The sequence below is a fragment of the Kribbella sp. NBC_01510 genome (assembly GCF_045040325.1).
Classification (GTDB): Bacteria; Actinomycetota; Actinomycetes; order Propionibacteriales; family Kribbellaceae; genus Kribbella.
On the sequence record NZ_CP109418.1, the window covers coordinates 4604494 to 4625682 of the forward strand.

Annotated in this window: 21 protein-coding genes and 2 pseudogenes; 15 read left to right on the forward strand and 8 right to left on the reverse strand. The window is 67.8% G+C overall.

Annotated features, from left to right (window positions below; all coding sequences use genetic code 11):
- Nucleotides 1–137: 137 nt before the first annotated feature.
- Together OG558_RS23105 and OG558_RS23110 are read right to left on the reverse strand one after the other, a co-directional pair.
- Nucleotides 138–575, reverse strand: a complete 438-nt coding sequence (locus OG558_RS23105) for a hypothetical protein (protein WP_405064824.1) — start codon at nt 573–575, stop codon at nt 138–140.
- Between the two features lie 399 nt (nt 576–974).
- Nucleotides 975–1313: a hypothetical protein gene (locus tag OG558_RS23110; protein WP_405064825.1), complete on the reverse strand. Its 339-nt coding sequence runs from the start codon at nt 1311–1313 to the stop codon at nt 975–977.
- A 228-nt stretch (nt 1314–1541) separates the two neighbouring features.
- Between OG558_RS23110 and OG558_RS23115 the strand changes: the two genes are divergently transcribed.
- The 5 genes from OG558_RS23115 to OG558_RS23135 all read left to right on the forward strand — a co-directional run bounded on the left by OG558_RS23115 (nt 1542) and on the right by OG558_RS23135 (nt 6997).
- On the forward strand, nt 1542–1910 hold the full coding sequence (locus tag OG558_RS23115; protein ID WP_405064826.1) for a hypothetical protein: 369 nt from the start codon (nt 1542–1544) through the stop codon (nt 1908–1910).
- A 91-nt stretch (nt 1911–2001) separates the two neighbouring features.
- Complete coding sequence (locus OG558_RS23120) at nt 2002–2766, forward strand: ABC transporter ATP-binding protein (protein WP_405064827.1); 765 nt, start codon at nt 2002–2004, stop codon at nt 2764–2766.
- A 5-nt stretch (nt 2767–2771) separates the two neighbouring features.
- A complete protein-coding gene (locus OG558_RS23125) occupies nt 2772–5195 on the forward strand; it encodes an ABC transporter permease (protein ID WP_405064828.1) in 2424 nt (807 codons plus the stop codon).
- A gap of 657 nt (nt 5196–5852) precedes the next feature.
- A complete protein-coding gene (locus tag OG558_RS23130; protein WP_405064829.1) occupies nt 5853–6113 on the forward strand; it encodes an SHOCT domain-containing protein in 261 nt (86 codons plus the stop codon).
- A gap of 125 nt (nt 6114–6238) precedes the next feature.
- The gene (locus tag OG558_RS23135; protein WP_405064830.1) at nt 6239–6997 is read left to right on the forward strand and encodes a hypothetical protein; all 759 of its coding nucleotides are present in this window, start codon (nt 6239–6241) and stop codon (nt 6995–6997) included.
- A gap of 472 nt (nt 6998–7469) precedes the next feature.
- Here OG558_RS23135 and OG558_RS23140 read toward each other — a convergent pair.
- Nucleotides 7470–8150, reverse strand: a pseudogene (locus OG558_RS23140) (TSUP family transporter); the annotation flags it as partial.
- Between the two features lie 7 nt (nt 8151–8157).
- Nucleotides 8158–9561, reverse strand: coding sequence for a rhodanese-like domain-containing protein (locus OG558_RS23145; RefSeq protein WP_405064831.1), 1404 nt, complete (start codon nt 9559–9561; stop codon nt 8158–8160).
- A 198-nt stretch (nt 9562–9759) separates the two neighbouring features.
- Here OG558_RS23145 and OG558_RS23150 point away from each other — a divergent pair, with 198 nt between their 5' ends.
- Entirely contained in the window at nt 9760–10017 is a 258-nt protein-coding gene (locus OG558_RS23150; RefSeq protein ID WP_405064832.1) for a metal-sensitive transcriptional regulator, read from the forward strand.
- 401 nt (nt 10018–10418) lie between these two features.
- On the opposite strand, the gene OG558_RS23155 is transcribed toward OG558_RS23150, so the two are convergent.
- Nucleotides 10419–10769: an ArsR/SmtB family transcription factor gene (locus OG558_RS23155; protein WP_405064833.1), complete on the reverse strand. Its 351-nt coding sequence runs from the start codon at nt 10767–10769 to the stop codon at nt 10419–10421.
- A gap of 389 nt (nt 10770–11158) precedes the next feature.
- On the opposite strand from OG558_RS23155, the pseudogene OG558_RS23160 reads away from it, so the two are divergent.
- A pseudogene (locus OG558_RS23160) lies at nt 11159–11266 on the forward strand (DUF2505 domain-containing protein); the annotation flags it as partial.
- 196 nt (nt 11267–11462) lie between these two features.
- Here OG558_RS23160 and OG558_RS23165 read toward each other — a convergent pair.
- Nucleotides 11463–11618, reverse strand: a complete 156-nt coding sequence (locus tag OG558_RS23165; RefSeq protein WP_405072298.1) for a hypothetical protein — start codon at nt 11616–11618, stop codon at nt 11463–11465.
- A gap of 56 nt (nt 11619–11674) precedes the next feature.
- Entirely contained in the window at nt 11675–11893 is a 219-nt protein-coding gene (locus OG558_RS23170; RefSeq protein WP_405064834.1) for a hypothetical protein, read from the reverse strand.
- Between the two features lie 78 nt (nt 11894–11971).
- On the opposite strand from OG558_RS23170, the gene OG558_RS23175 reads away from it, so the two are divergent.
- Genes OG558_RS23175 through OG558_RS23205 form a run of 7 tightly spaced genes read left to right on the forward strand, consistent with a single transcriptional unit; the run spans nt 11972 to nt 19422 of the window.
- Nucleotides 11972–12340 carry an ArsR/SmtB family transcription factor gene (locus OG558_RS23175; protein ID WP_405064835.1) on the forward strand — a complete coding sequence of 123 codons (369 nt, stop codon included), beginning with the start codon at nt 11972–11974 and terminating at the stop codon, nt 12338–12340.
- Nucleotides 12337–12810: an NADH-quinone oxidoreductase subunit B family protein gene (locus tag OG558_RS23180; protein ID WP_405064836.1), complete on the forward strand. Its 474-nt coding sequence runs from the start codon at nt 12337–12339 to the stop codon at nt 12808–12810. Before OG558_RS23175 ends, OG558_RS23180 begins: the two co-directional genes overlap by 4 nt.
- The gene (locus tag OG558_RS23185; protein WP_405064837.1) at nt 12807–14822 is read left to right on the forward strand and encodes a proton-conducting transporter membrane subunit; all 2016 of its coding nucleotides are present in this window, start codon (nt 12807–12809) and stop codon (nt 14820–14822) included. The genes OG558_RS23180 and OG558_RS23185 overlap by 4 nt, the downstream gene beginning before the upstream one ends.
- On the forward strand, nt 14819–15757 hold the full coding sequence (locus OG558_RS23190) for a respiratory chain complex I subunit 1 family protein (protein WP_405064838.1): 939 nt from the start codon (nt 14819–14821) through the stop codon (nt 15755–15757). Before OG558_RS23185 ends, OG558_RS23190 begins: the two co-directional genes overlap by 4 nt.
- A 5-nt stretch (nt 15758–15762) precedes the next feature.
- Complete coding sequence (locus OG558_RS23195; protein ID WP_405064839.1) at nt 15763–16407, forward strand: hypothetical protein; 645 nt, start codon at nt 15763–15765, stop codon at nt 16405–16407.
- A gap of 16 nt (nt 16408–16423) precedes the next feature.
- Entirely contained in the window at nt 16424–17917 is a 1494-nt protein-coding gene (locus OG558_RS23200) for a proton-conducting transporter membrane subunit (RefSeq protein WP_405064840.1), read from the forward strand.
- A complete protein-coding gene (locus tag OG558_RS23205; protein ID WP_405064841.1) occupies nt 17914–19422 on the forward strand; it encodes an NADH-quinone oxidoreductase subunit C in 1509 nt (502 codons plus the stop codon). Before OG558_RS23200 ends, OG558_RS23205 begins: the two co-directional genes overlap by 4 nt.
- 154 nt (nt 19423–19576) lie before the next feature.
- Here the strand turns inward: OG558_RS23205 and OG558_RS23210 are convergent, their stop codons facing one another.
- A complete protein-coding gene (locus tag OG558_RS23210; RefSeq protein ID WP_405064842.1) occupies nt 19577–20398 on the reverse strand; it encodes a DUF2249 domain-containing protein in 822 nt (273 codons plus the stop codon).
- 60 nt (nt 20399–20458) lie between these two features.
- Between OG558_RS23210 and OG558_RS23215 the strand changes: the two genes are divergently transcribed.
- Complete coding sequence (locus OG558_RS23215) at nt 20459–21169, forward strand: helix-turn-helix transcriptional regulator (protein ID WP_405064843.1); 711 nt, start codon at nt 20459–20461, stop codon at nt 21167–21169.
- Nucleotides 21170–21189 lie beyond the last annotated feature (20 nt).

Genomic DNA, 21189 nt, shown 5'->3' on the forward strand with positions numbered 1-21189 from the left:
AGGGGCCAAGGTCAGCAGTCGGCTGGGATGGAGCGCACTCACATGCCGCCGAGAGTGAAGCACGGCCATGCCGATGATGGTCCGCGGCTGCTCGATGCACTCAGGGCGCATATCGTTCCGGGTGCCGGACCGGGTTGTCAGGCGGGGGCGAGCGCTGGGTGGAGGCGGAGCAGTCCCTGAGGCAGCGTGTCGGCCCATTCGGCCATCTCGGCGGTGACCCGGAACAGTTGGGCCGTGATGTATGGCTGAGCTTGCGCGTCCGCGCTGGTGCCGGAGGATTCCAGGCGCCACTGCCGCCAGTAGGCCCGCAGGACGTCGCGGACCTCGTCGAGTTGAGCGCTTGTGAAGCGGCTGGGCACGACGCAGAGCTGATTTGGCAGGTGCGGGTACAACTGCCGGGTCACCGCGTCGACGTCGGTGGTGGCGACGACGAGGACTTCCTGGTCTGCGGAGGGATGGAAGATCACCGGGTGGACGATGGCGCCGGACGATTCCAGGTCGCCGAAATCCAGGTCCCAGACCACTGCGTCGTGCCGCCAGCCGCCGGGTGGCGGCGGGCACGGTGGTCCGTCCAATTCGCAAACGGCTCCCGAGAGGGATCTGCGGCGACTGTGCCTCGACCTGGATGCTCTCGTCGCGCCATGTCCCGACCAGCGAGACGTAGCCGGGGGCTCGGTTCGGTGCGAAGTCGGTGGGGACGGCCTCGGCGTCGGCCCCGATCAGCCGGATCGACCGATCCGACTTCCAGCCCGGCGGTTTGGAGATGAGAGCATGGGTGCGGGCCAGGTCCAGCCAATCACCGTCCGGACCGGCCACGAACCGACCCCAGGTGCGCAGTCGATCCCCTGCCTCGAACACCAAATCTCTGGCCGCCATGTGCCTCAAGTGACCGCAATTGCCGCAGATAGCGAATCGATATGATGTCGATGATCGGATGTTCAGGAGCAAGGTCATCTGCCGGGTACCCGACTTAGTCAATCCAGATTGCGATAGCGCCACCAGTTGCCGTCGACGGGCGGGAACGGCTGCGGAGAAGTTGCTCGTAGGAAGCGCTCATCCAGCGCCTTCACCTGGGCCGAGATGCGCTCGGCTCGTCTGCCGCCTCGGCGCATCAGTGATTCAAGCTCGTCACGTGCGTCGAGACCCTCGGTGCCGTCACATTGGGGACGGCCGGTCGCGGTTTCGTCGAAGCCGGCTTCGGCCCGCTTGACGATGTGCTCCCACCTCCGCAGCAGCCAGTGCGTGTGGAGGCCATCGGCAGTTCTGGCGTCGCGGGGCCGATGAGGCATTCCGCGTGAATCGTTCTTGGTCATCTGCTTCGCCGTAACGTGACGCGACCGGTGCGGTTTCGGACATGGCACGTCGGCAGCGGACGCAGCGTCACGCGATGCACTCGTGCGAAGAGCGCCGCTCTGGGCCGGAACCCAAGGTCCTCGACGGGATCGGTGGTCCGCCGCGTCGGGTATTCAGGCCCTGTTGCACCGCGCACCGCCTGGCGAGCATCGAAATGAGACGGGGTGTGCACGGAAGGAGGCTCTGTCATGCAGTGGGATCTGGGAATTCAGGGGTTGGCCGTGCTCGCCGCCATGTCGCTCGGCTTCGGTATCGTCGCCGGATTGCTCGTGGGCGGAGGGTTTTCACATCGTGGGTGGGCGACCGCGATCACGGCTGTGGCGTGCTTCGGTGCCGGACTGCTCGCGAGTGAGGTGTGGTTCGGTTGGGCGACCGAGGAGGATCTTCAGCCGAACATCGGCGGGCTGTCGCGTGACGAGGTACTCCTGTCGAGCGTGCTGACCACGGTCATAGTCGTGGTGGTGATGCGGTGGGTCTCGCGGCGAGCCCGTCGGCACGAGACGTCCGGCATCGCCGCCGACGACCGGCGTGGCGGCAGGCCTGTACGGCGCGGGTAGCGCGACGCATCCGACGTCTGTGCCGGTTGGGCCCCGGGCTGGAGGACTTTCGGCCCTGATCGTCGCGAGGCCGGGTTGCGATGCTGACGGAGTGGACCAGGGCATCAGCTTGCATTTGCGGCAGTCGTCGCCGGATCTCTCGGTGGGGACACGGATCGACCTGGACGATGTGGTCAAGCGGTACACCGTCGGGGACACGACCGTGACCGCGCTGACCGGCGTGAACCTTCATGTCGACGAGACGGCGTTCGTCGTCGTCCTCGGCCCATCGGGGAGTGGCAAGACGACGCTGCTCAACATGATCGGATTGCTCGACACGCCGACCGAGGGCAGAGTCGCGCTCAATGGCCGGGACGTGACCAGGTCGTCGCGAGGTGAGCAGTTCGCTGTCCGGCGTCACACCGTGAGTTTCATCTTCCAGACCTTCAACTTGTTCCCCGGACTGACCGCCTTGGAGAACGTCCAGTTCGGGGCCGACGTCGCCGGACGACCGTCAGCCGCTGAGGTCGCCCGGGCCGGGCTCGCCCGCGTCGGCCTCGCTGATCGAATGCGTCACTTCCCGCATCAACTGTCCGGCGGAGAACAGCAGCGCGTCGCGATCGCCCGGGCACTGGCCACCGACAACCCGATCCTCCTGGCCGATGAACCGACCGGGGAGCTCGACTTCCGCACCGGCGTACAGATTCTGGAACTGCTGCAACAGCAGGCCGAAGCAGGCAAGACTGTTCTCGTCGTCACCCACAACCGCGAGTTGTCACGGGTGGCGGACCGGGTCATCGAACTGTCCAGCGGCCGCATCGTCAGCGACGGCCTACCGAGCGGCGGGAAGAGCCGCACAGACGACCTGCACTGGTGACGATCATGCGCGCGGGCTCCCTTCGGCTCTGGATCACCTGGTCATGGCGCGACCTGCGGCGGCGCTGGCTCCTGGTGACCGCGCTGGCCCTGGTGATCGCCGTGGGGACCGGTGTGTACGCCGGCCTCGGTGGGACGAGTGCCTGGCGGATCCAATCCAACGATCGCAGCTACGCCAGTCTGCGGATGCACGACCTGCGCGTGCAGCTGCCGGAAGGAGGGTTCACCGCTGAGGGCTCACTGTTGCGGGCGGTGTCCGGTCTCCGGGATGCCCCGGCGGTTGCCGCGGCGGTCGAACGACTTGTCGCGCCCACCCTCGTCGACGTCCCGGCCGGTGCCGCCCACCTGCTCGTGCCCGGCGAGGTCGTGGGCATGCCGACCGGCCAAGCGCAGGTCAATGCCTTGTACGTCGACACTGGTCGCAGCCTCCGCCAGAGCGATGACCATGCGGCGGTCGCCGTACTGGAGGCCAAATTCGCAGCGGCGCATCATCTTCCCGCGCAAGGTCGTCTGCTGCTCAGCGCGGGGATGCCGGTGGAGTACGTCGGGACCGGCTACACGCCGGAGTACTTCCAGGTGATCGGGCGCAGCGGAATGGTGCTCGGCGAGACGGGGTACGCCGTCGTGTTCATGCCGCGGACCGCGGCACAGCAGGCGACGGGACATGTGGGCCAGGTGAACGATCTGGTTGTGCGCCTGCGACCGGGGTCGGACGAGGATGCAGTACGACGGGAACTCGCCGCGTCGGTCACGCCCTTCGGCGGAACCGTCACCACCCAGGCCGAGGACCCGGTCCACCGAGCGCTGTACGAGGACGCTCGCAACGACCAGACCACCTGGAACGTCTTCGCCTTCCTGATCCTGTTCGGTGCGGCGTTCGCGACCTTCAACCTGGTCAACCGGATGATCGAGGCGCAGCGCCGGGAGATCGGCATCGGAATGGCGCTGGGCGTACCGGCGCGCAGGCTCGCTGTCCGGCCGATGCTGGTCGGTGTACAGATCGCCGTGGTTGGTGTGGTGGCGGGGATCGGCGTCGGCTGGCTGGTGGGTATGGCGATGGGCGACGTCATGGCTGATCTGCTGCCCCTGCCGATCTGGGTCACACCGTTCCAGGCCGGTCGATTCCTGCAGGCCGCCGTACTCGGGCTGCTCATCCCGGTCCTGGCCACTGTCCTCCCGATCATCCGGGCGGTCCGGATGGATCCGGTCGATGCCATCCGGACCGGCGCCTACGGGGCTGCGCGGCCAGGAGGCCGCCTGTTGTCGCTGCTTTCGCGGGCACGCCTGCCCGGACACGCTTACCTGTCGATGTCGCTGCGCAACATTCTGCGCGCGCCACGGCGGACTGCGTTCACGGTGCTCGGCATCGCGGCCGCGATGACTTCGCTCGTCGCGGTGCTCGGGCTCCTGGACACCTTCTCCGCCGCCGGAGACGCGAACAAGGCAGAGGTCGGACACAGCAGTCCCGGACGGCTTGTGGTCACCCTTGACACGTACTATCCACTGGACTCCGAAACGATCCGCGCAGTCAGCGACGCACCCGGAGTGGCGGCGTCGGATCGGCAGTTGGCTGTCCCGGCAACGCTGACCGGCAACGGGACCGCGATCGACATCGTGGTCCGAGTGGCCGACCTCGGCAACAAGATCTGGGCTCCGACGCTGCTCCACGACAACGGCCCCAAGAACGGCGTCGTGCTGTCGAAGAAGGCAGCGGACGACCTAGGCGTGGCGCCGGGTGACACAATCGGTCTACGGCACCCCGTGAGATCGGCGGACGGCTTCCGCCTGATCACCAGTCGGGTTCCGGTTCGTGCAAACCACCCGGACCCCTGGCGAACCTTCGCCTATCTCGACGTCGGTGGAGCCGAACTGTTCGGGCTGGCCGGCACTGCCAACCAGGTCGTCGTCGTTCCGTCCGGGGACACCGATCGTCTCAGAAGCAGCCTGTTCCGGCTTCAGGGCGTCGCAGCGATCGAAGCAGCAGGTGGCTTCGCCGAAGTCCTCGACAACGCGCTTGCACAGTTCACCGGCATCCTCCGTGTCATCGAGGTTGCCACCGTGCTGCTGGCGTTGCTGATCGCGTTCAATACAGCCGGTATCAGTGCCGACGAACGAACCCGCGAACACGCCACGATGTTCGCGTTCGGCCTCCCACCACGAGTCGTGATGGGCATGGCGGTCGCCGAGAACGCCGTGATCGGACTGCTCGGTACGTTGGTCGGTTTGGCCGGCGGGTACGCCGGGTTGCGCTACATCGTCTCCGGATTTGATCAGGTGACACCCGAGTTGCTCGTCGAACCCACCCTGTCCGCCAGAACTGTCCTGGTGACGCTCGCAGTAGGCATCTCGGTGGTAGCACTCGCGCCCATGCTGTCCGTCCGACGCGAGCGCCGGATGGACATTCCCGCGGCACTGCGCGTGGTCGAGTGAGCCGAGGTGGGTATGCCTCCCAGTCAGGCCCACGGCTCGTGTCGCAGCAGTACAAGCGCACCGAGCGTTCCGATTCGACTCGCTCACGGGACCTCCGCCGAGAGCGCTATTCAGGAGGACGAGGCAGATGTGGACGTCGGCTCAATCACCTGTCACGTGTCCGCCTCGCCAACGCAGCCAAGACCAGGCCCTCTGGACCAGCCGAACCGCGACATAGCCCAGAATCAGCAGACCCGCCACGGTGAGCAGGGGCCACACCCACATCCAGCCCATCGTGACACCGCCCGTCATCGCCAACCGCCATACGCCGAATGACCTACCTGCAGGCTCCGGCGTCGGGCAACCATCACCTAGACGCTATGGCCAGTTCGCGTCTGTTGGTCTTGCCGATGGTCCCGATCCGCGGGAGCCCAACGTCCCCGATTCCCCGGATCGTGGCCGCAGAGTCGGCGGGGCAGATATGGCGCCGATATCCCGACCGTGACCTGGCTTCAATGGCTGGGCTTGTTCGGCGATATCGAACACTCTCCGCGCTGGCCGACCGGGCGCCGCGGACTGCCGCAGGTCCCGTCCAGCGCGAGACCTAAGCCTCTGGCTGCCCCCGGCAGCACGGCAGACGGTAAAGACAGAGATGCCAACTGTTGGGAGACGATCAGGATGTACGGCGACTGGGGCTCGGGCTGGGGCTGGGGCTGGATGATGATTGTGATGCCGCTGGTGTGGATCGCGGTCACCGCAGTGATCGTGTGGGCCGTATTCAAGGTCATTCAGCGGCCTGCCAATCCGGGATCCGATCAACCACGGCGGGAGACGCCGCAGGAGATCCTGGACCGGCGATTCGCGGCCGGCGAGATCGACGCCGACGCCTATACCCAGGCGAAAGCCCACCTAGCCGGCCAGGACGTGCATTCGCAGTGACCCAGCCGCGGTGCTCTGCGCCAGTGGACCGCACCGCCCGACGTGGAGCCCTGTCGCAGGATGGCTGATCACCGGTCCACGGGCACTGCTGGGTCTTGACCCCGCGGCCTCACGCCCGTGATGCCATGTACGGGCCGGAAGACCAGCGCGGTGACCGCTACGAGTGCTGCCAGCCAGGCGAGTGCGAGCATGAGTGGGCCGGTTTGGTCGAAGGTGGTGGTGAGCCCGCCGTCGAGCAATACCCGGTCGGCGCCGTAGCCGGGCAGGGCGAGGGCCCAGCTTGGTGGTGCGGCGCGGAGCATCGGACTCTGGGCGATGCCGATGTCCAGGAACGGCAGCAGGAACGCGATGAAGACCCGCTGACTCGTCCGAAGATCGGGCCCAGGCAGACGCCGATCAGCGCGTACGTGGCGGCAAGAAGCAGATTTCCTGCGGCGGAGATGGGCCATTGCTTGGCGCCGAACACCATCGCGGTCACGGCAAGGGATGCCGCGGTGACCAGCAGCACCGCGACCCCGATCACGGCGAGCCGGGCGCCGAGCGGCGCCCCCGGTGCGGAACCCGGCCAGCCCGAGCCGGCGATCCGCGGCCCGGGCGACGAGGACGCCTCGGTCTTGGGGATTCCTACGGGGTCGATGTCTGCCAGGAGCATCGATTGCGGCGGCCAATCCGGTGGCGATGAACAGGCAGTCGTAGCCGAGTTCCCGGGCGTCGTCGATGGCGACCTTCTTCGCCACCGGGTCGACCTTGGTCGCTGCCGCGTGCATGAATTCGAAGCCGTGCGATTCCAGGGTCGGCGCCGGGATCTCGTGCTCTGGTCTACCGGTCGAGGTGCGCGCGTCAGGAGAATCGAGTGGCCTGATCTGGGCGCCAGATGTCACTGAGGCCCGGCACAGACCAACGACATGAGAGCGGGTCCCATCCGCCGGACGGCTGCGCGCGGGTCAGGCTGTCGGGTACGGCGCGCGTCAGGTTGCCCGACGTTCATTAGCGTCCGAGCAGTTTGTCGAGCCAGCTGCCGCCTTGGCGCTCCGCCTTGGGGTGGCCGGGGCACCACTGGCCGTCGGGGACCATCGCTTTGACCTGGGCGATGTGTTGGCCGCATCCTGCCCAGGTGGTCTTCGCGCACGTCTTGCAGGTAGCGGGTCGGCACATGGTTGTTCTCCTTCGTAGAGGGGTCGGTAGGTACGGGGCCTTGGGGTCGACGAGGGTGTCAGAGTAGGGCGGGGAGTACCCGGGTCGCGGTGTAGACCGCGACGCCGAGTACGAGCACGGTGAAGGCTGCCGACGGCGAACGCCGTCGACCCAGTTGGCAAAGCGAGCGCCGACGACTGCCGCCCCGGCCGAGACCGCGGTGAGCATCAGTACGACGCCCCAATCGGGACCAGCGCCGGACCCGGCACGGACGGCCAGGGCTGCGGCACTGGTGATGGTGATGACGACCAGGGAGGTCCCGGCCGCGTACTGGATCGGGAGGCCGAGGGCGAGCAGCAGGGCCGGTACGACGAGGAAACCTCCGCCGACGCCCAGGAAGCCCGTCAGCAGACCGACCACCGTGGCGGTGATGAGCATTTTCAGCGCGCGCGGACAGGCACAGGCGAAAGTGGGGGTGAAGGTGACGATCGGGTCGTCGAGCGTCGGTCGGTTGGCGATCCGGTGCGCGGTACGGCGGGAATGGCGCAGCTGACGCCAGGTCATGATGCCGCCGACGACGAGCATGAGTAGCGCGAAGGAGGCCATCAGCACCCCTGGTGGGACCTGTGTGGAGGCCTTGCTGCCGAGTACGGCGCCGCCGATCGCCACGGCACCGAAGGCGATGCCACGACCGACCAGGACGTTGCCCGCTCGGCAGGCGGTCACGGCACCGAGGATCGACGTCACGCCGACTACGACCAGCGAACCGGTAGTCGCCTGCACTGCGGACTGGTCGAGCAGGTAGACCAGCACCGGCACCGCGAGGATCGAGCCGCCGCCACCGAGCGCGCCCAGGCTGAGGCCAATGAGCGCCCCTGCGACGACAGCGAGGACGATCGTCACTGGTCGGTTACGCCTCCGGTCCGACCACGTCGAGCCCGACCTTCACCGCGTTCTCGAACTGGTCGTCGACCGCGACGAGCGAACGTCCGGAGGCATCCAGGAACGACGCGGCGGTCGAGGCCCGGTAGCCGGCGGCGCAGTGCACCCACACCTCGCCGGGCGGAACCTCTGCGATCCGCTGCGGTAGCTCGTGGATCGGGATGTTGATCGCGTCCCGGATCCATGCGGAGTCGTACTCTTCTGCGCGGCGGACGTCCAGAATCACGACCTCACGATGGTGACGGACCTGCTCGAGGTCGGCGAAGGTGGCGGTCGGGAACGACACGGGCGCATCGGTGCTCCACTGCTCCGGTCCACCGATCGCGTGGGCCGCCGGCCGGTCGATTCCGATGCGCACGAGCTCACGCTGCGCCTCGGCGACCTGCGCCACGGTCTCTCCGAGCAACGTCAGGGGCGTTCCCCACGCGATCAGCCAGCCGAGGTAGGTCGAGAACGCGCCGTCCAGACCGAAGTTCAGCGTGCCGCGCGCGTGGCCGGCCGCGAAGGCCGTTCGGGTGCGCAGATCGACCACCCATTCGCCGGCCTCGATGCGCCGACGCAGTTCCGCCGCGTCCGCCTTCTCAGGCAGGGACAGATCGGGCGCGCTTGGCCCCGCTGCGTTGGCGGGGGCCATGTGCACGTAGTACGCCGGCCAGGCGCCCAGTCCGTCGAGCAACTCGCGAACGTAGTGCTCCTCGTCCTGGGTCAGCACCGGATTCGCACGCTTCTCCTGCCCGATTGTGGATGCGGTCGCCTCCGACTGGGTGGCGGAGCAGAAGGAGCCGAACCCGTGAGTGGGGTAGACCTCTGTTTCGTCGGGCAGTGTGCCGGCGAGCTTGTGCGCCGAGGCGTGCTGGTGGCGTACCAGAACATCGGTGTGGTCCGGACCCAGCAGGTCGGGCCGCCCGGTCGCGCCGTACAGGAGTGATCCGCCGGTGAAGACCGCGATCGGCTCGTCGACGTCGGTCACTGCATACGACAGGTGGGTGAAGGTGTGCCCCGGCGTGTGGATCGCGCGCACCCGCATCCGATCGCCGATCTCGACCATCTCGCCGTCGTGGATCGGGGTGCGGTCGAAGGAGACGTTGTCGTCGGCGTTGATCAGGTACGTCGCTCCGGTGGCCCGGGCCAGCGCGCGGCCACCGGTGACGTAGTCGTTGTGGATGTGGGTCTCGAAGACGTGCGTCAGCCGAACACCGTCGTCCCGGATCATCTCCAGGATGCGGTCGATATCGCGCTGCGGGTCGACGACGAACGCCACCTCGCCGTCGTGCACGAGATAGCTGCGGTCACCGAGGGACGGGGTGTCGATAGTCCGGACGGCCAGGCCGGCGCCGGGCAGGTGCCGGTGTGGCGTGTCGATCTCTCGCATCAGGAATCCTTCCTGCCCGGGGCTACCCGGATTCGGATCAGGATCCCCCCGGGGGGATGCTCCTCGACGTTAGCACATCCCCCCGGGGGGATGTAAGCTGACGGTGCGACCACGGGAGACCGATGTCGCGTACGCGCTGGGATGCGCGAACGCCTGACCGCGGCCTCTGGCGGCGACGGACCTGGAAGAAGGGCTCTGATGGACCTCGAACCGACTGAGATCAAGCCGATCGTCACGCGGATGAAACGGGCCCACGGGCATCTCGGCAGCGTGATCCGGATGATGGAGGAAGGGTCGGACTGCGAGGCCGTCCTCACCCAGCTCGCCGCCGTGAACAAGGCGCTGTCACGCGCCGGCTACGCCATCGTCGCCACCGGCCTGCAGCACTGCCTAACCGATGAGGACAGTGATGTCGACGTGACCAAGATGGAGAAGCTCTTCCTCGCCCTAGCCTGACTCACGCAGTGCAGCAAGTCGGGATCGCGGCGGTCCCGAGGTCCGGCGCATGACGGACACGAGGTCATGCGGATCCGCGAAGAGGTGATCGATTGCGTCCGAGCAGGGACGCCAGTTGCTCTGTTGGCCCGGCGTTGTTGGCGGGGTCAAGGCTGGCGCATACTGCATGCCCGGGTGCCGGCATGGATGGCGCCGTCGACGAGCACTATGTCGGCCTTCCTCCCGGGTTCGAGGGCGTTCGCTTGCCGGTGAAGTCGCCGGAACGGTAGCCCCGGATGGCATCCGACCTTTCCAACTGGCAGGTGGTATTCGGCGTAAGGACTTCCTGCCCGTGGGCGCTCAGGCTTCGCTCAGGGCGCCGAGGTCGCACCGGCATCCGGTTAGGCGAATTGTTGCACAGATCAACGATCTGGCTGCGGTGCGGCCAGTGGCTCCTGGAGATCCTCCAGCAGCTCGACCTGGCCCGACAGCATTCCGGTGAGGATCGTGCGGGCGACTCTGAGCAGCTCGGTGACTTCGGGGCTCGTCAGTGAGTAGATCACTGTCGAGCCCTGCTTGCGGGTCGCGACCAATCCGGATCGGCGCAGCACGGCCAACTGCTGGGACAGGCTGGTCGCCTCGATGCCGACGTCGGACAGCATCTCTGCAACCGAGTGATCCCGCTCGCTCAGTAATTCGAGCACCCGGATGCGCGCGGGGTGTCCGAGCGTCTTGAAGAACTCGGCCTTCACTTGATACAGAGGCCTGCTCACCCAATGCACCTCCGACTCGACCACAGGACGTCAACTCGCGGACGCCGACGTTCCACAGCTGAAAACCTATCATTGACTGCACAGTTGAACAGTTGCAGAAGCTGTGGATCACCTGACGGGCCGCTACGGATCCGTTGACGTCGGATCTGACGAGCAAGTGATGCGGATTCGTGCCCAGTGGTCACGGTCGGTATAAGGATGAATCATGGATCTGACTCTCGTCACGTCGTACGACGCCTCTCCGGAAGAGGTGTTCGCGATGATCACCGACGTCACCTTCCAGGAGCAGGTGTTCGAGCGGCTGCGGGCGCGGTCGTACGACGTCGTCGTGGGGGACTCCGGTGACGACCGTGCTGTTCGGGTCCATTGGCAGAACGCAGCCCGTCGATGTGCCGGTCGTCGCACGAAGGCTCGTCGGTCAGTCGTTGGTCTTGGCGCAGAACAAGATCTGGCACCGGCCGGACGTCGACGGGGCGCGCGAGGCAGAGGTCGACGGCGAGGTGGCGGGTGCGCCGGTGAGGCTTACCGGTAGAACACGGATCGCTCCCGAAGGACGGGGACGACCCAGGCCTTCGAGCTGCACGTCACCGGGTCGCTTCCGGTGTGGGAAAGGGGCTCGAGCAGGTAGTGGCGGAGGCGGTCCGGGTCAGGCTGGAGAAGAAGGTCGAGGTCGCGTGGTCCTGGCTGGCCGGCTCACTCTGAGGTCGCTCGGTACGGGTCTTCGTCGGACAACGGGCGGACGTGGACCCGGGTGCCGGTGGCCGCGGCTTGGCGGACGAGTTCGGTGACTCCGGCGGCGTCCGTCACGGTGCGGGTGGACGCGTCGGGCTCGCCGGACGTGTAGGTCACTTCGTAGAGCAAAGGCGGTCGCTCTCTCCATCGTCCGCTGGGCCGGACTCGAGTGGTCAGACTTCTTCTCCGGACAGGTCTGCCGGGACGGTCACGCCGTTCTCCAGAGCGAGCCGAAGGAGGCTGTCGAGTTCGCCGGCGTAGACGCGCTCGGCGTCGAGGTCCCCGGTGTCCTGGCCGGTCCGGAGCTGTTTCCGGGCGGCGACGATCCGCTGTCGCAGTTCCTCGGTGAACGCGTCCATGGTCTCCCGTCCGGCCGTCAGCAGTGTCCTCACCGTACACAAGAGTTGCAGAATTCTTCAATTCATGATCGCATGCATTGCGCATGATGTGTAGGTACGGAGGGCGGATGCATGACGACACCGCTGCACCAGTTGAAGGCGGAGTTCTTCAAGACGCTGGGGCATCCCGCCCGGATCCGGGTGCTCGAGCTGTTGAGCGAGCGGGAGATGGCGGTTGGCGAACTGCTGCCCGAGCTTTCGCTGGAGGCCTCGAATCTTTCGCAGCAGTTGGCAGTCCTTCGCCGGGCCGGCCTCGTCACGACGCGCAAGGAGGGCTCGCAGGTCTACTACTCGCCGACGAGCCCGCACGTGGCGGAGTTGCTCGCCGTCGCGCGAGTGATCCTGACCTCGGTGCTCGCTGAGCAAGCGGAGTTGCTGGACGGTCTTCGCGCTGATGCGCTCGCGTCGGGTCGGTACCGAGCGCGCCGGGCGGCGCGGTGAGGGCGCTGCTGCGGAAGATCCGCGAGACCGGCCGGGTGGCGGAGCCGGCGCCGGAGCGGTCGGGCGACGGCGACGCCGTACTGCGTGGCTCCGTGCAGGTGCGGCACGTGGACGCGGGGTCGTGCAATGGGTGTGAGGTGGAGATCGGCTCGGCGTTCGGACCGGTGTACGACGCCGACCGGTACGGCGCGCGTTTGGTCGCTTCGCCGCGGCACGCGGACGTGTTGCTGGTGACCGGGCCGGTGACCCGGAACATGGCCGAGCCGCTGCGGAAGGCGTACGACGCGACGCCCGCACCGAAACGAGTCGTCGCGGTCGGCGACTGTGCTGACAACTGTGGTGTGTTCGCCGGTGGCTACGGGGTCGAGGGCGCGGTCGGGGACGTGATTCCTGTCGACGTGGTCGTGCGGGGATGCCCGCCGGAGCCGCCGAAGATCATCGAGGCGCTGCGGGATCTGACCGGGAGATGACGATTGGTTGGGCGCTGCTCGGCGTGCTGGTGGTCGCCGGGCTGGGAGCGCTGGGCGCAGTTGTCACCGGTCCGCGCCCGCGGGCCGTCGTAGCCGGTCTGTCCACAGCCGCCACTGGGGCTCTTGGTGTGCTGGCCGGCGTACTCGCGATCAATGGTGCCACCTACACGGCGACGATGCCGCAGCTGCTTCCGCTGAGTGAGGCAGTGGTCTCTGTGGATGCGCTGTCCGGCGTGTTCTGTGTCCTGATCGGTGGTGTTGCTGTCGTCGCCGGGCTGTACAGCATCGGCTACACGGATCATGCGGGGGACACCGGCGCGGGCTCGCGGACGGCGCAGGCCTTGTTGCCGCTGTTCGTGGCGGCGATGATCCTGGTTCCGGCAGCCGGGAACGTGACGACGTTCCTGGTGCTGTGGGAACTGATGGCCTTGACCTCGCTGGCGCTCGTGTTCGCCGAGCACAGGCTGCGACCGGCGGTGCGTGACGCGGGTATCTGGTACGGCGCGATGACGCACGCCGGTCTGGTTGCGATCCTGCTCGGTCTGGTGCTCTTCGCCTCGAAAGCCGGCGGTGAGTCGTTCGATGCGCTCCGAGCGGCGCAGATGCCGGCCACGACCCGATCGGTGATCTTCATGCTGGTCCTGGTGGGATTCAGTTCGAAGGCCGGTGTGGTGCCGCTGCACGTGTGGTTGCCACGAGCCCATCCGGAGGCGCCGAGTCAGGTGTCGGCGTTGATGTCGGCGGCGATGGTGACGCTCGGCTTGTACGGCATCCTGCGGGTTGGTTTCGATCTCCTTGGTGGTGGCCCCCGCTGGTGGTGGCTGGTGGTCCTGATCCTGGGTGGATTGTCCGCGGTGTACGGCGTACTGCAGGCCAGTGTCGCGGTGGATCTGAAGCGGCTCCTCGGCTATTCGACGACCGAGAACATGGGTCTGATCCTGATCGGCATCGGCGCGGGTGGGATGTTCGCGGCCGTCGGCAACCGCACATTGGCAAGCCTGCTGATTGCGGCTGCACTGCTGCACGCGCTGAACCATGCCGGCTTCAAGACGTTGCTCTTCCTCGGCGCGGGATCGGTGCTGCGGTCGACCGGCGTACGGGATCTGGACGGTCTTGGTGGACTGGTGTCGCGGATGCCGGCAACGACCGCCCTGTTCGCCGTGGGGGCACTCTCGGCGGCCGCGCTCCCGCCGGGCAACGGGTTCGTCTCGGAGTGGATGTTGCTGCAGGGACTGATCCACGGTCTGCCTGGCGCGGACACCGTCGTGGCGGTCGCGATGCCGCTGGCAGTCGCGGTCGTCGCACTGACCGCGGGCCTGGGCGTGGCGACGTTCGTGAAGGCGTTCGGGGTGGGCTTCCTGGCTCGCCCACGATCGGAGCCGGCGGCAGCCGCGGAGGAATCGCCGACGATCATGCGTGCGGCGATGCTTCTCGCCGCCGCCGTTTGTGCGGCGCTGGCGATCGCTCCGGCGTCGATCGGGCCGACGCTGACCAAGGTCCTCGCGACACTGCCCACGGTTCACGACGGTCCGCCGGTGCGAGGTGGCGTGACACTGCGTCTGGCGGGTGTCGAGGGGAGGATGTCGCCCCTGCTGATCCTGGCCGGACTCGTGCTGGCGGCACTGCTGGTCGTCGTGGCGATCCAGCGCGGCTTGCCTCGGCGTCGGTCGCTGGTGTGGGGCTGCGGCGGCACCCGACTGGACCCACGGATGGAGTACACGGCGACGTCGTTCGCCGAGCCGTTGACCCGGGTCTTCGACGACGTACTGCGACCGGAGTACGACGTCGACGTCACGCACCACGCGGAGTCGCAGTACCTGATCGAAAGCGTTCAATACCGCCAACGAGTCGACGATCGGCTCGAAGCGTCGCTGTATCCACCGATCGTGGCCGCCGGGACGAAGGTAGGCAGTGTCCTGAGCCGGCTGCAGAACGGCAGCGTGCACCGGTATCTCGCACTCGGGCTGGCCGGCCTGATCGCCGTTCTCGTCGTGGTGGGCCTGACCACATGAGAACGGTCGGGGTTGTGGTCCAACTCGTCCTGCTGATCGTCGTGGCGCCGTACCTGGTCGGCCTCATGCGGCAGGTCCGGGCGCGGCTCGAGGGACGGGCGGGTGCCGGTGCCGGGCAGCCGTGGCGGGATCTGCGCAAGCAGTTCCGCAAGGAACCGATCTCGCCGGCCGGATCGAGTTGGGTGTTCGCCGCCGCACCGGCCGTTCTGGCGGCGACGACCCTGGTGATCGCGGCGGTGGCGCCGTTCGTCGCCACGGGCTCTCCGTTGGCCGGCGTCGCGGATCTCTTCGCGGTGGTCGCATTGCTCCTGCTCGGTACGGTCGCGCTGGCCCTCGCCGGTCTCGACACCGGTACGGCATTCGGCGGGATGGGCGCCAGCCGTGAGATCACGGTGGCAGCACTGGCCGAACCGACAATCCTGCTCGCCGGCTTCGCCTTGTCCGCGCGGGTCGGATCGACCAATCTGTCCTCGATCGTGGAACTCGGACAACAGTCGCCGGCCGGCGTGCTGTCCCCGGCGACCTTGCTCGCCGCCGTCGCGCTGGCGGTCGTGGTGGTGGCGGAGGCCGGTCGGCTGCCGGTCGACAATCCGTCGACGCACCTGGAACTGACGATGATTCACGAGGCGATGGTGCTCGAGTACTCCGGCCGCGACCTCGCCATGGTCGAGTTCGCCTCGGCGCTGCGGCTGACGCTGTTGCTGGGGTTGTGGGCGAACCTGTTCCTGCCGTGGGGTGTTGCCACGAGTGGCTCGCCAGTGGCGTTGCTGATCGGTGTCGCCGCGTTCACTGTGAAGGTCGCGGTGCTGGGAGTGGTTCTGGCGACCGGCGAGGTGTTCATGGCCAAGTTGCGGCTGTTCCGGGTCCCTGAGTTGCTCGCAGGTTCGTTCCTCTTCGGTGTCCTGGCCGTCTCGTCCTCCTTCTTCCTGGCGTGATCGTGATGACTCAGTGGCTCTATCTGATCTGCGGCGGCTTGCTCTTGTCGTCGGTCATGGTGTTGTGGCGACGTGAACTGTCGGCGATCGTGCGTCTTCTGGTCGTGCAGGGGATTCTGCTCGGCCTGCTGGCAGAGATCCTCGCCGTTCGGCTGGACAGCCTCGAACTGGTGGTGGTCGGGCTCGGCGTCCTGGCCCTGAAAGCGGTCGTAGTACCAGGGATTCTTCGCCGGGTGCTGCGAGACAGCGGTGAGGCGCGGGAGACCGAGCCGTTGATCAACGTGACCGCGTCGATCGTTGCGGCCGCCCTGCTGACCTTGCTGGCGTATGCCGCGAGCCGCCCGATCGTGCGGCTCGCACCTTCGGCGGAGACCCAGGCCGTGCCGGTGGGACTGGCGATGGTGCTCCTCGGGTTCTTCGTTCTGGTGACCCGACGGCGCGCGCTGTCGCAGATCGTCGGATTCCTGCTGCTCGACAACGGCATCGCGACCACGGCGTTCCTGCTCACCGGTGGTGTGCCCGGCATCGTCGAACTCGCGGTCTCGCTCGACGTGCTCCTCGTCGTACTCGTGCTGCAGGTCCTGACCGCCCGGCTGCGGGTCACCTTCGGCGGGACCGACATCGATGAACTCCGGGAGCTGCACGACTGATGAACGAGGAGAACCGATGACCGGCGATCTCACAGGTGCTGCCGCCGGACTGCTGCTCGCGGCGCCGATCGTCGCGCCGGTAGCCGCGGCCGGAGCCACGGTCCTGATGGGCTGGCGGCGTTCGGCCGCCATCGCGACGATCTCGGCGGCCGCGGTGATTCTCGCCGTCGGCGCCGGTACGGCGGCCTGGACCGCGGACGCCGGTGTCGTTGCTGCTGGCAACTGGCTGCGGATCGATGCGCTGTCCGGACTGATGCTCATCGTCATCGGCGCCGTCGGCGTCATCGCCGCGTGGTCCGGTCTCGGATACGTGGAGGAGGAGCTCCGTGCGGGGCACACCGATGCGCCGGGCGCCCGGCGGTACGGCGTACTCGTGCCACTGTTCCTTGCCGCGATGGTGCTTGCGGTCCTGGCGAACAACCTCGGGCTGCTGTGGGCCGCCGTCGAGGCCACCACGATCGTCACCGCCTTCCTGGTCGGCCATCGCCGGTCGAGGAAGTCGGTCGAGGCGACGTGGAAGTACGTGATCATCTGCTCGGTCGGCATCGCGCTGGCTTACCTGGGGACCGTGTTCGTCAACTACGCCGCCAAGCAGGCCGGGATCGCGGGCCACGGGACCCTCGATTGGACCGAGCTCGCCGCGCACGCCGGTGAACTCGACCCGGGCGTCATGCGGCTCGCGTTCGCTCTGCTGGTGCTGGGTTTCGGCACGAAGGCGGGTCTTGTGCCCCTGCACAGCTGGTTGCCCGACGCACACAGCCAGGCCCCGGCTCCAGTATCCGCGTTGATGTCCGGAGTGCTGCTCCCGGTCGCGATCTACGCCCTGGCCCGATACCGGGTGATCGCCGTCGAGAGCGTCGACCCGGGGTTCGTCCGCGGCCTGTTGCTCGCCGTCGCCCTCGGCTCGCTGCTGCTGGCAACCGGGCTGATCCTGGCCCAGCGGGACTACAAGAGGCTCCTCGCGTACTCGAGTATCGAGCACATGGCCCTGGCTGCGATCGGGATCGCGATCGGTACGCCGCTGGCGATCGCGGCGGCGCTGCTCCACATTGTCGGGCACGGTCTCGGCAAGGCAGTGTTGTTCTGCGGCGCGGGGGAGATCCTTGCCCGTGAGGGAACCACCCGGATCGACCGGGTCCGCGGGCTGTTCCTCCGGGCACCGGTCCTGGCCGGAGTGTTCGCGGCCGGGTTGGCTGCGTTGCTCGGGTTTCCGCCGTTCAGCCTTTTCGTGAGCGAGCTGGGCCTGCTCCGCGCCGGCATCGGCGCCGGGTTGGGCTGGGCGGCCGCCGCCGTACTGGTGCTTCTGCTCGGCGTCTTCGTAGCCGTCACCGCCAAGGCTGCGGGCATCCTGTTCAGCGCCGAATCGACCGGAACACCGAGCGCCGCGCTCCGAACGTCCACCGCGACACCGCTGGTCGCGGGGCTCCTGATTCTCGGTGTGCTTGGCATCGCCGACTGGCCACTCGGCCCGCTGCTGCGCACCGCCGGCCTGATCGTGGGGACCCGATGAGCCCTGATCCGAGAACCTACCCGAACCGCCGTCAGACGGCCGTCACCGGCGCGACCCTGGCGGACCGGGCGAGGGCGCTGCTCGACGACGGCTATCGACTCGCCCTGATCGCCGGCCACGACGACCCGGATGCCTTCCGCGTGGTCTACCTCTTCGTCGCCGCTCAGCCGGACCGTCGCGTCGAGCTGGTCCTGACCACGAGCCGATCCGCACCGCAGATCCCCAGCCTGGCAGCACTGTCCTTCCCGGCCGGAAGGTTCGAACGCGAGGCGCACGACCTCTTCGGCATCGAGGTGGCGGATCATCCGCTGCCACGCCGGCTGGTCCTGCACCAGCACTGGCCGGACGACTGGTACCCGATGCGTCGCGACGCGGGGCCACCGCGGAACTTCGGCGATACCGATGAGCCGTACCCGTTCCTCACTGTCGCCGGAACCGGGGTCTACGAGATTCCGGTCGGGCCGATCCACGCCGGGCTGATCGAGCCCGGACACTTCCGGTTCTCGGTCGTCGGCGAGACCATCCTGAAGCTCAAGGCCAGACTGTGGTTCGTCCACAAGGGCATCGAGAAACTTGCCGAAGGCAAGATCATCGCCGACGCCCTGCCGCTGGCCGAACGGGTGTCCGGCGACACGACGGTCGGGCACACGCTCGCCTTCTGCCTCGCGGTCGAGGAGGCGCGGGACTGGCCGGTGTCAACGCAGGCGCAGGTACTGCGAGCGATCCTGCTGGAGCTCGAACGTCTCTACAACCACGTCACCGACATCGGTGCCTTGTGCAATGACGTCGGCTACGGGATCGCCAACGCCCACGCGCAGAGGATCCGCGAACAGCTGCTTCGACTGAACAAACACGTGAGCGGTCACCGCCTCCTCCGCGGTGCGATCACGCCCGGCGCCGCCCACGTCCACGCCCTTCCCGAACCGGGTGTGCTCAGCGCGATCGCCGCGGACGTCCAGCAGGTCGTCGACATCGCCCTCGGCAACAGCGTCGTACTCGATCGGATGGCCGGCACCGCCGTACTGACGCTCGACCAGGCCCGCGACATCGGTGCGCTCGGGTACGTCGCCCGGGCCAGCGGCAGTGACCACGACGCCCGCCGCGATCACCCGTTCACACCTCTGACCGCCGAGGTCGCGGCGGCTGTCCACACGGCCGGCGATGTCCTGTCCCGGCTCCTCACGCGGGTCGATGAGATCCACAACTCCGTCGCCCTGATCACTCGACTTCTGGCCACCCGGCCGCCGCTGAGCGCGGAGACAGCCAAACCGACCTGGCTCGCTGCCGGCCGCACGTCCGGCGTCGGTCTGGTCGAAGGGTGGCGCGGCACCATCGTCCATCGGATCGAGTTCGGGCCCGACAGCACCGTGTCCAGGCTGAAGATCGCCGACCCGTCGTTCTTCAACTGGCCGGCCCTCCCGGTCGCTCTCTCGGACACGATCGTCCCCGACTTCCCGCTCACCAACAAGAGCTTCAACCTCTCCTACGCCGGGAACGACCTGTGATCCGCCGCCAAAGACCCGTCCGCCCGACCCTCTCACCCTGGCTACTCCTCGGCCTCCTTCCAACCGCCATCACCGCCTTCGCCAGCTTCTCACCGCTGCCGTCGGCCCGGTGGCCGCCCTATCGTGCGCCGCGCATATCGAAGCGTCCGGTCGGTCACGCTCCGGATTCGTCATGGACTACACCTTTGTCAACGTTCCGCAGAAAGCTCAGCCGCCACGTCTCCGGCCCGCGCTCCAAGTACTGCACCGTGAATGCCCCCGGCCAACGCCGGCTCACTTGCTCCAGCAGCGGAAGCGGGTCGTGTGGCGCCACCAGCACCAGACCACCGCCCGGACGCACTGACTCCATCGCTCCGAATATCGTCGCGTGCCGGATCGAATGGGGGATGGAGCGCGCGTCCAACTCCGGATAACCCTGATCGTCCGCCCCACCGCACGCACAGCCGTGGCCACTGCAGCCGGCGCCCACGTCCGGTGCCGGGTGTTCGGCATGTCCGAGGAGCTCGTGGAGACCGCCGAGCAGCTCGGCGACCGATATGCCAGGGGTTGCCGCGAGCAGTGGCAGCACCAAGTCGTTCTCCTTCGCCAGGTGCGAGTCGAAGACCGTGTGCAGCGCCGTGGCCGACGGTGCGGCTCGCACCAGGTCGGCGGCGTCGGCGACACCGCGCACCAACCGGGCAATGACCTCGTGCTCGCCGAGCATCGCCTCCACCAGCAGGCGCCCCTCGACGGTCCCCTGTGCGGCCGGGTACATCGACTGCTCCTCGGCCCGGGCATGCGGGATCAGCTCGCGATCACACCAATCAACCAAGTCCCGGCGCGCCAGCTCAGCCGCAGGCGTGTCGTGTCGGGCAGCGGCCGCGACCAACTCCTCGGTGCGCAGGCTCAACGCGCCCGCCAGCTCGGCGTGATGCTGCCGGACCGCATCGGCGGCCTTGGCGTCGGCTTCGCTCGAGGCGATGACGAGTTCAGACATCGTGTCTCCTTCGGATCGGGCCGGTGGCGGCCTCATCTGAATTTTATTACACTCTACTCCGTGGAAAATAATCACCCCGCGAACGCGCAGCGGCCTGGCTACGGGCCGACCCCCAGCACGGGCCGCGCCCGCGCCCCGCTGTCCAAGTCGCGGGCTGCTCTGTTGGAGACCCTGCGGGCGCAGACCGAGGCGACCACTCTCATGGCGTTGGTCACCGCGACCGGCCTGCATGCCAACACGGTTCGCGAACACCTCGAGGCTCTGGTGCGCGACGGCTTCGCTCACCGGCATCAGGCGGCACCTGCCGGTCGCGGGCGGCCCGCCTGGCTCTATGAGGCCACGGGTAGCGATGCCGCCGCGGCTCCGGAGTACGCCGGCCTTGCCGCTGCCCTCGCCGCCACGATCCATCGGACCAGTGCCTCCCCACATGAGGATGCGGTCACCGCTGGAGTGGAGTGGGGTCACCAGCTCGCTCGTGCCCGCGGTGCCGAGCCCGCTTCGAGTCCGGCGGCGGCGCGGCGCGAGGTGGTCTCCTTGTTCGACGAGATCGGATTCGGGCCCCGCGCGGATGCTCGCAGTACCGTCGTACGGCTCACCCGCTGCCCGCTGCTCGAGGCGGCTCATCAGTATCCCGATGTGGTCTGCGGGGTGCATCTCGGGCTCGCGCAAGGGGCTCTCGAGGAGTACGGCGCGGTCCCGGAGGGCACGGAGTTGCGGCCGTTCGCCGAACCCGGCGCCTGCAGGCTTCACCTGAAGACACGGTCCAGATGAGCGCGCTCACCCCACACCTC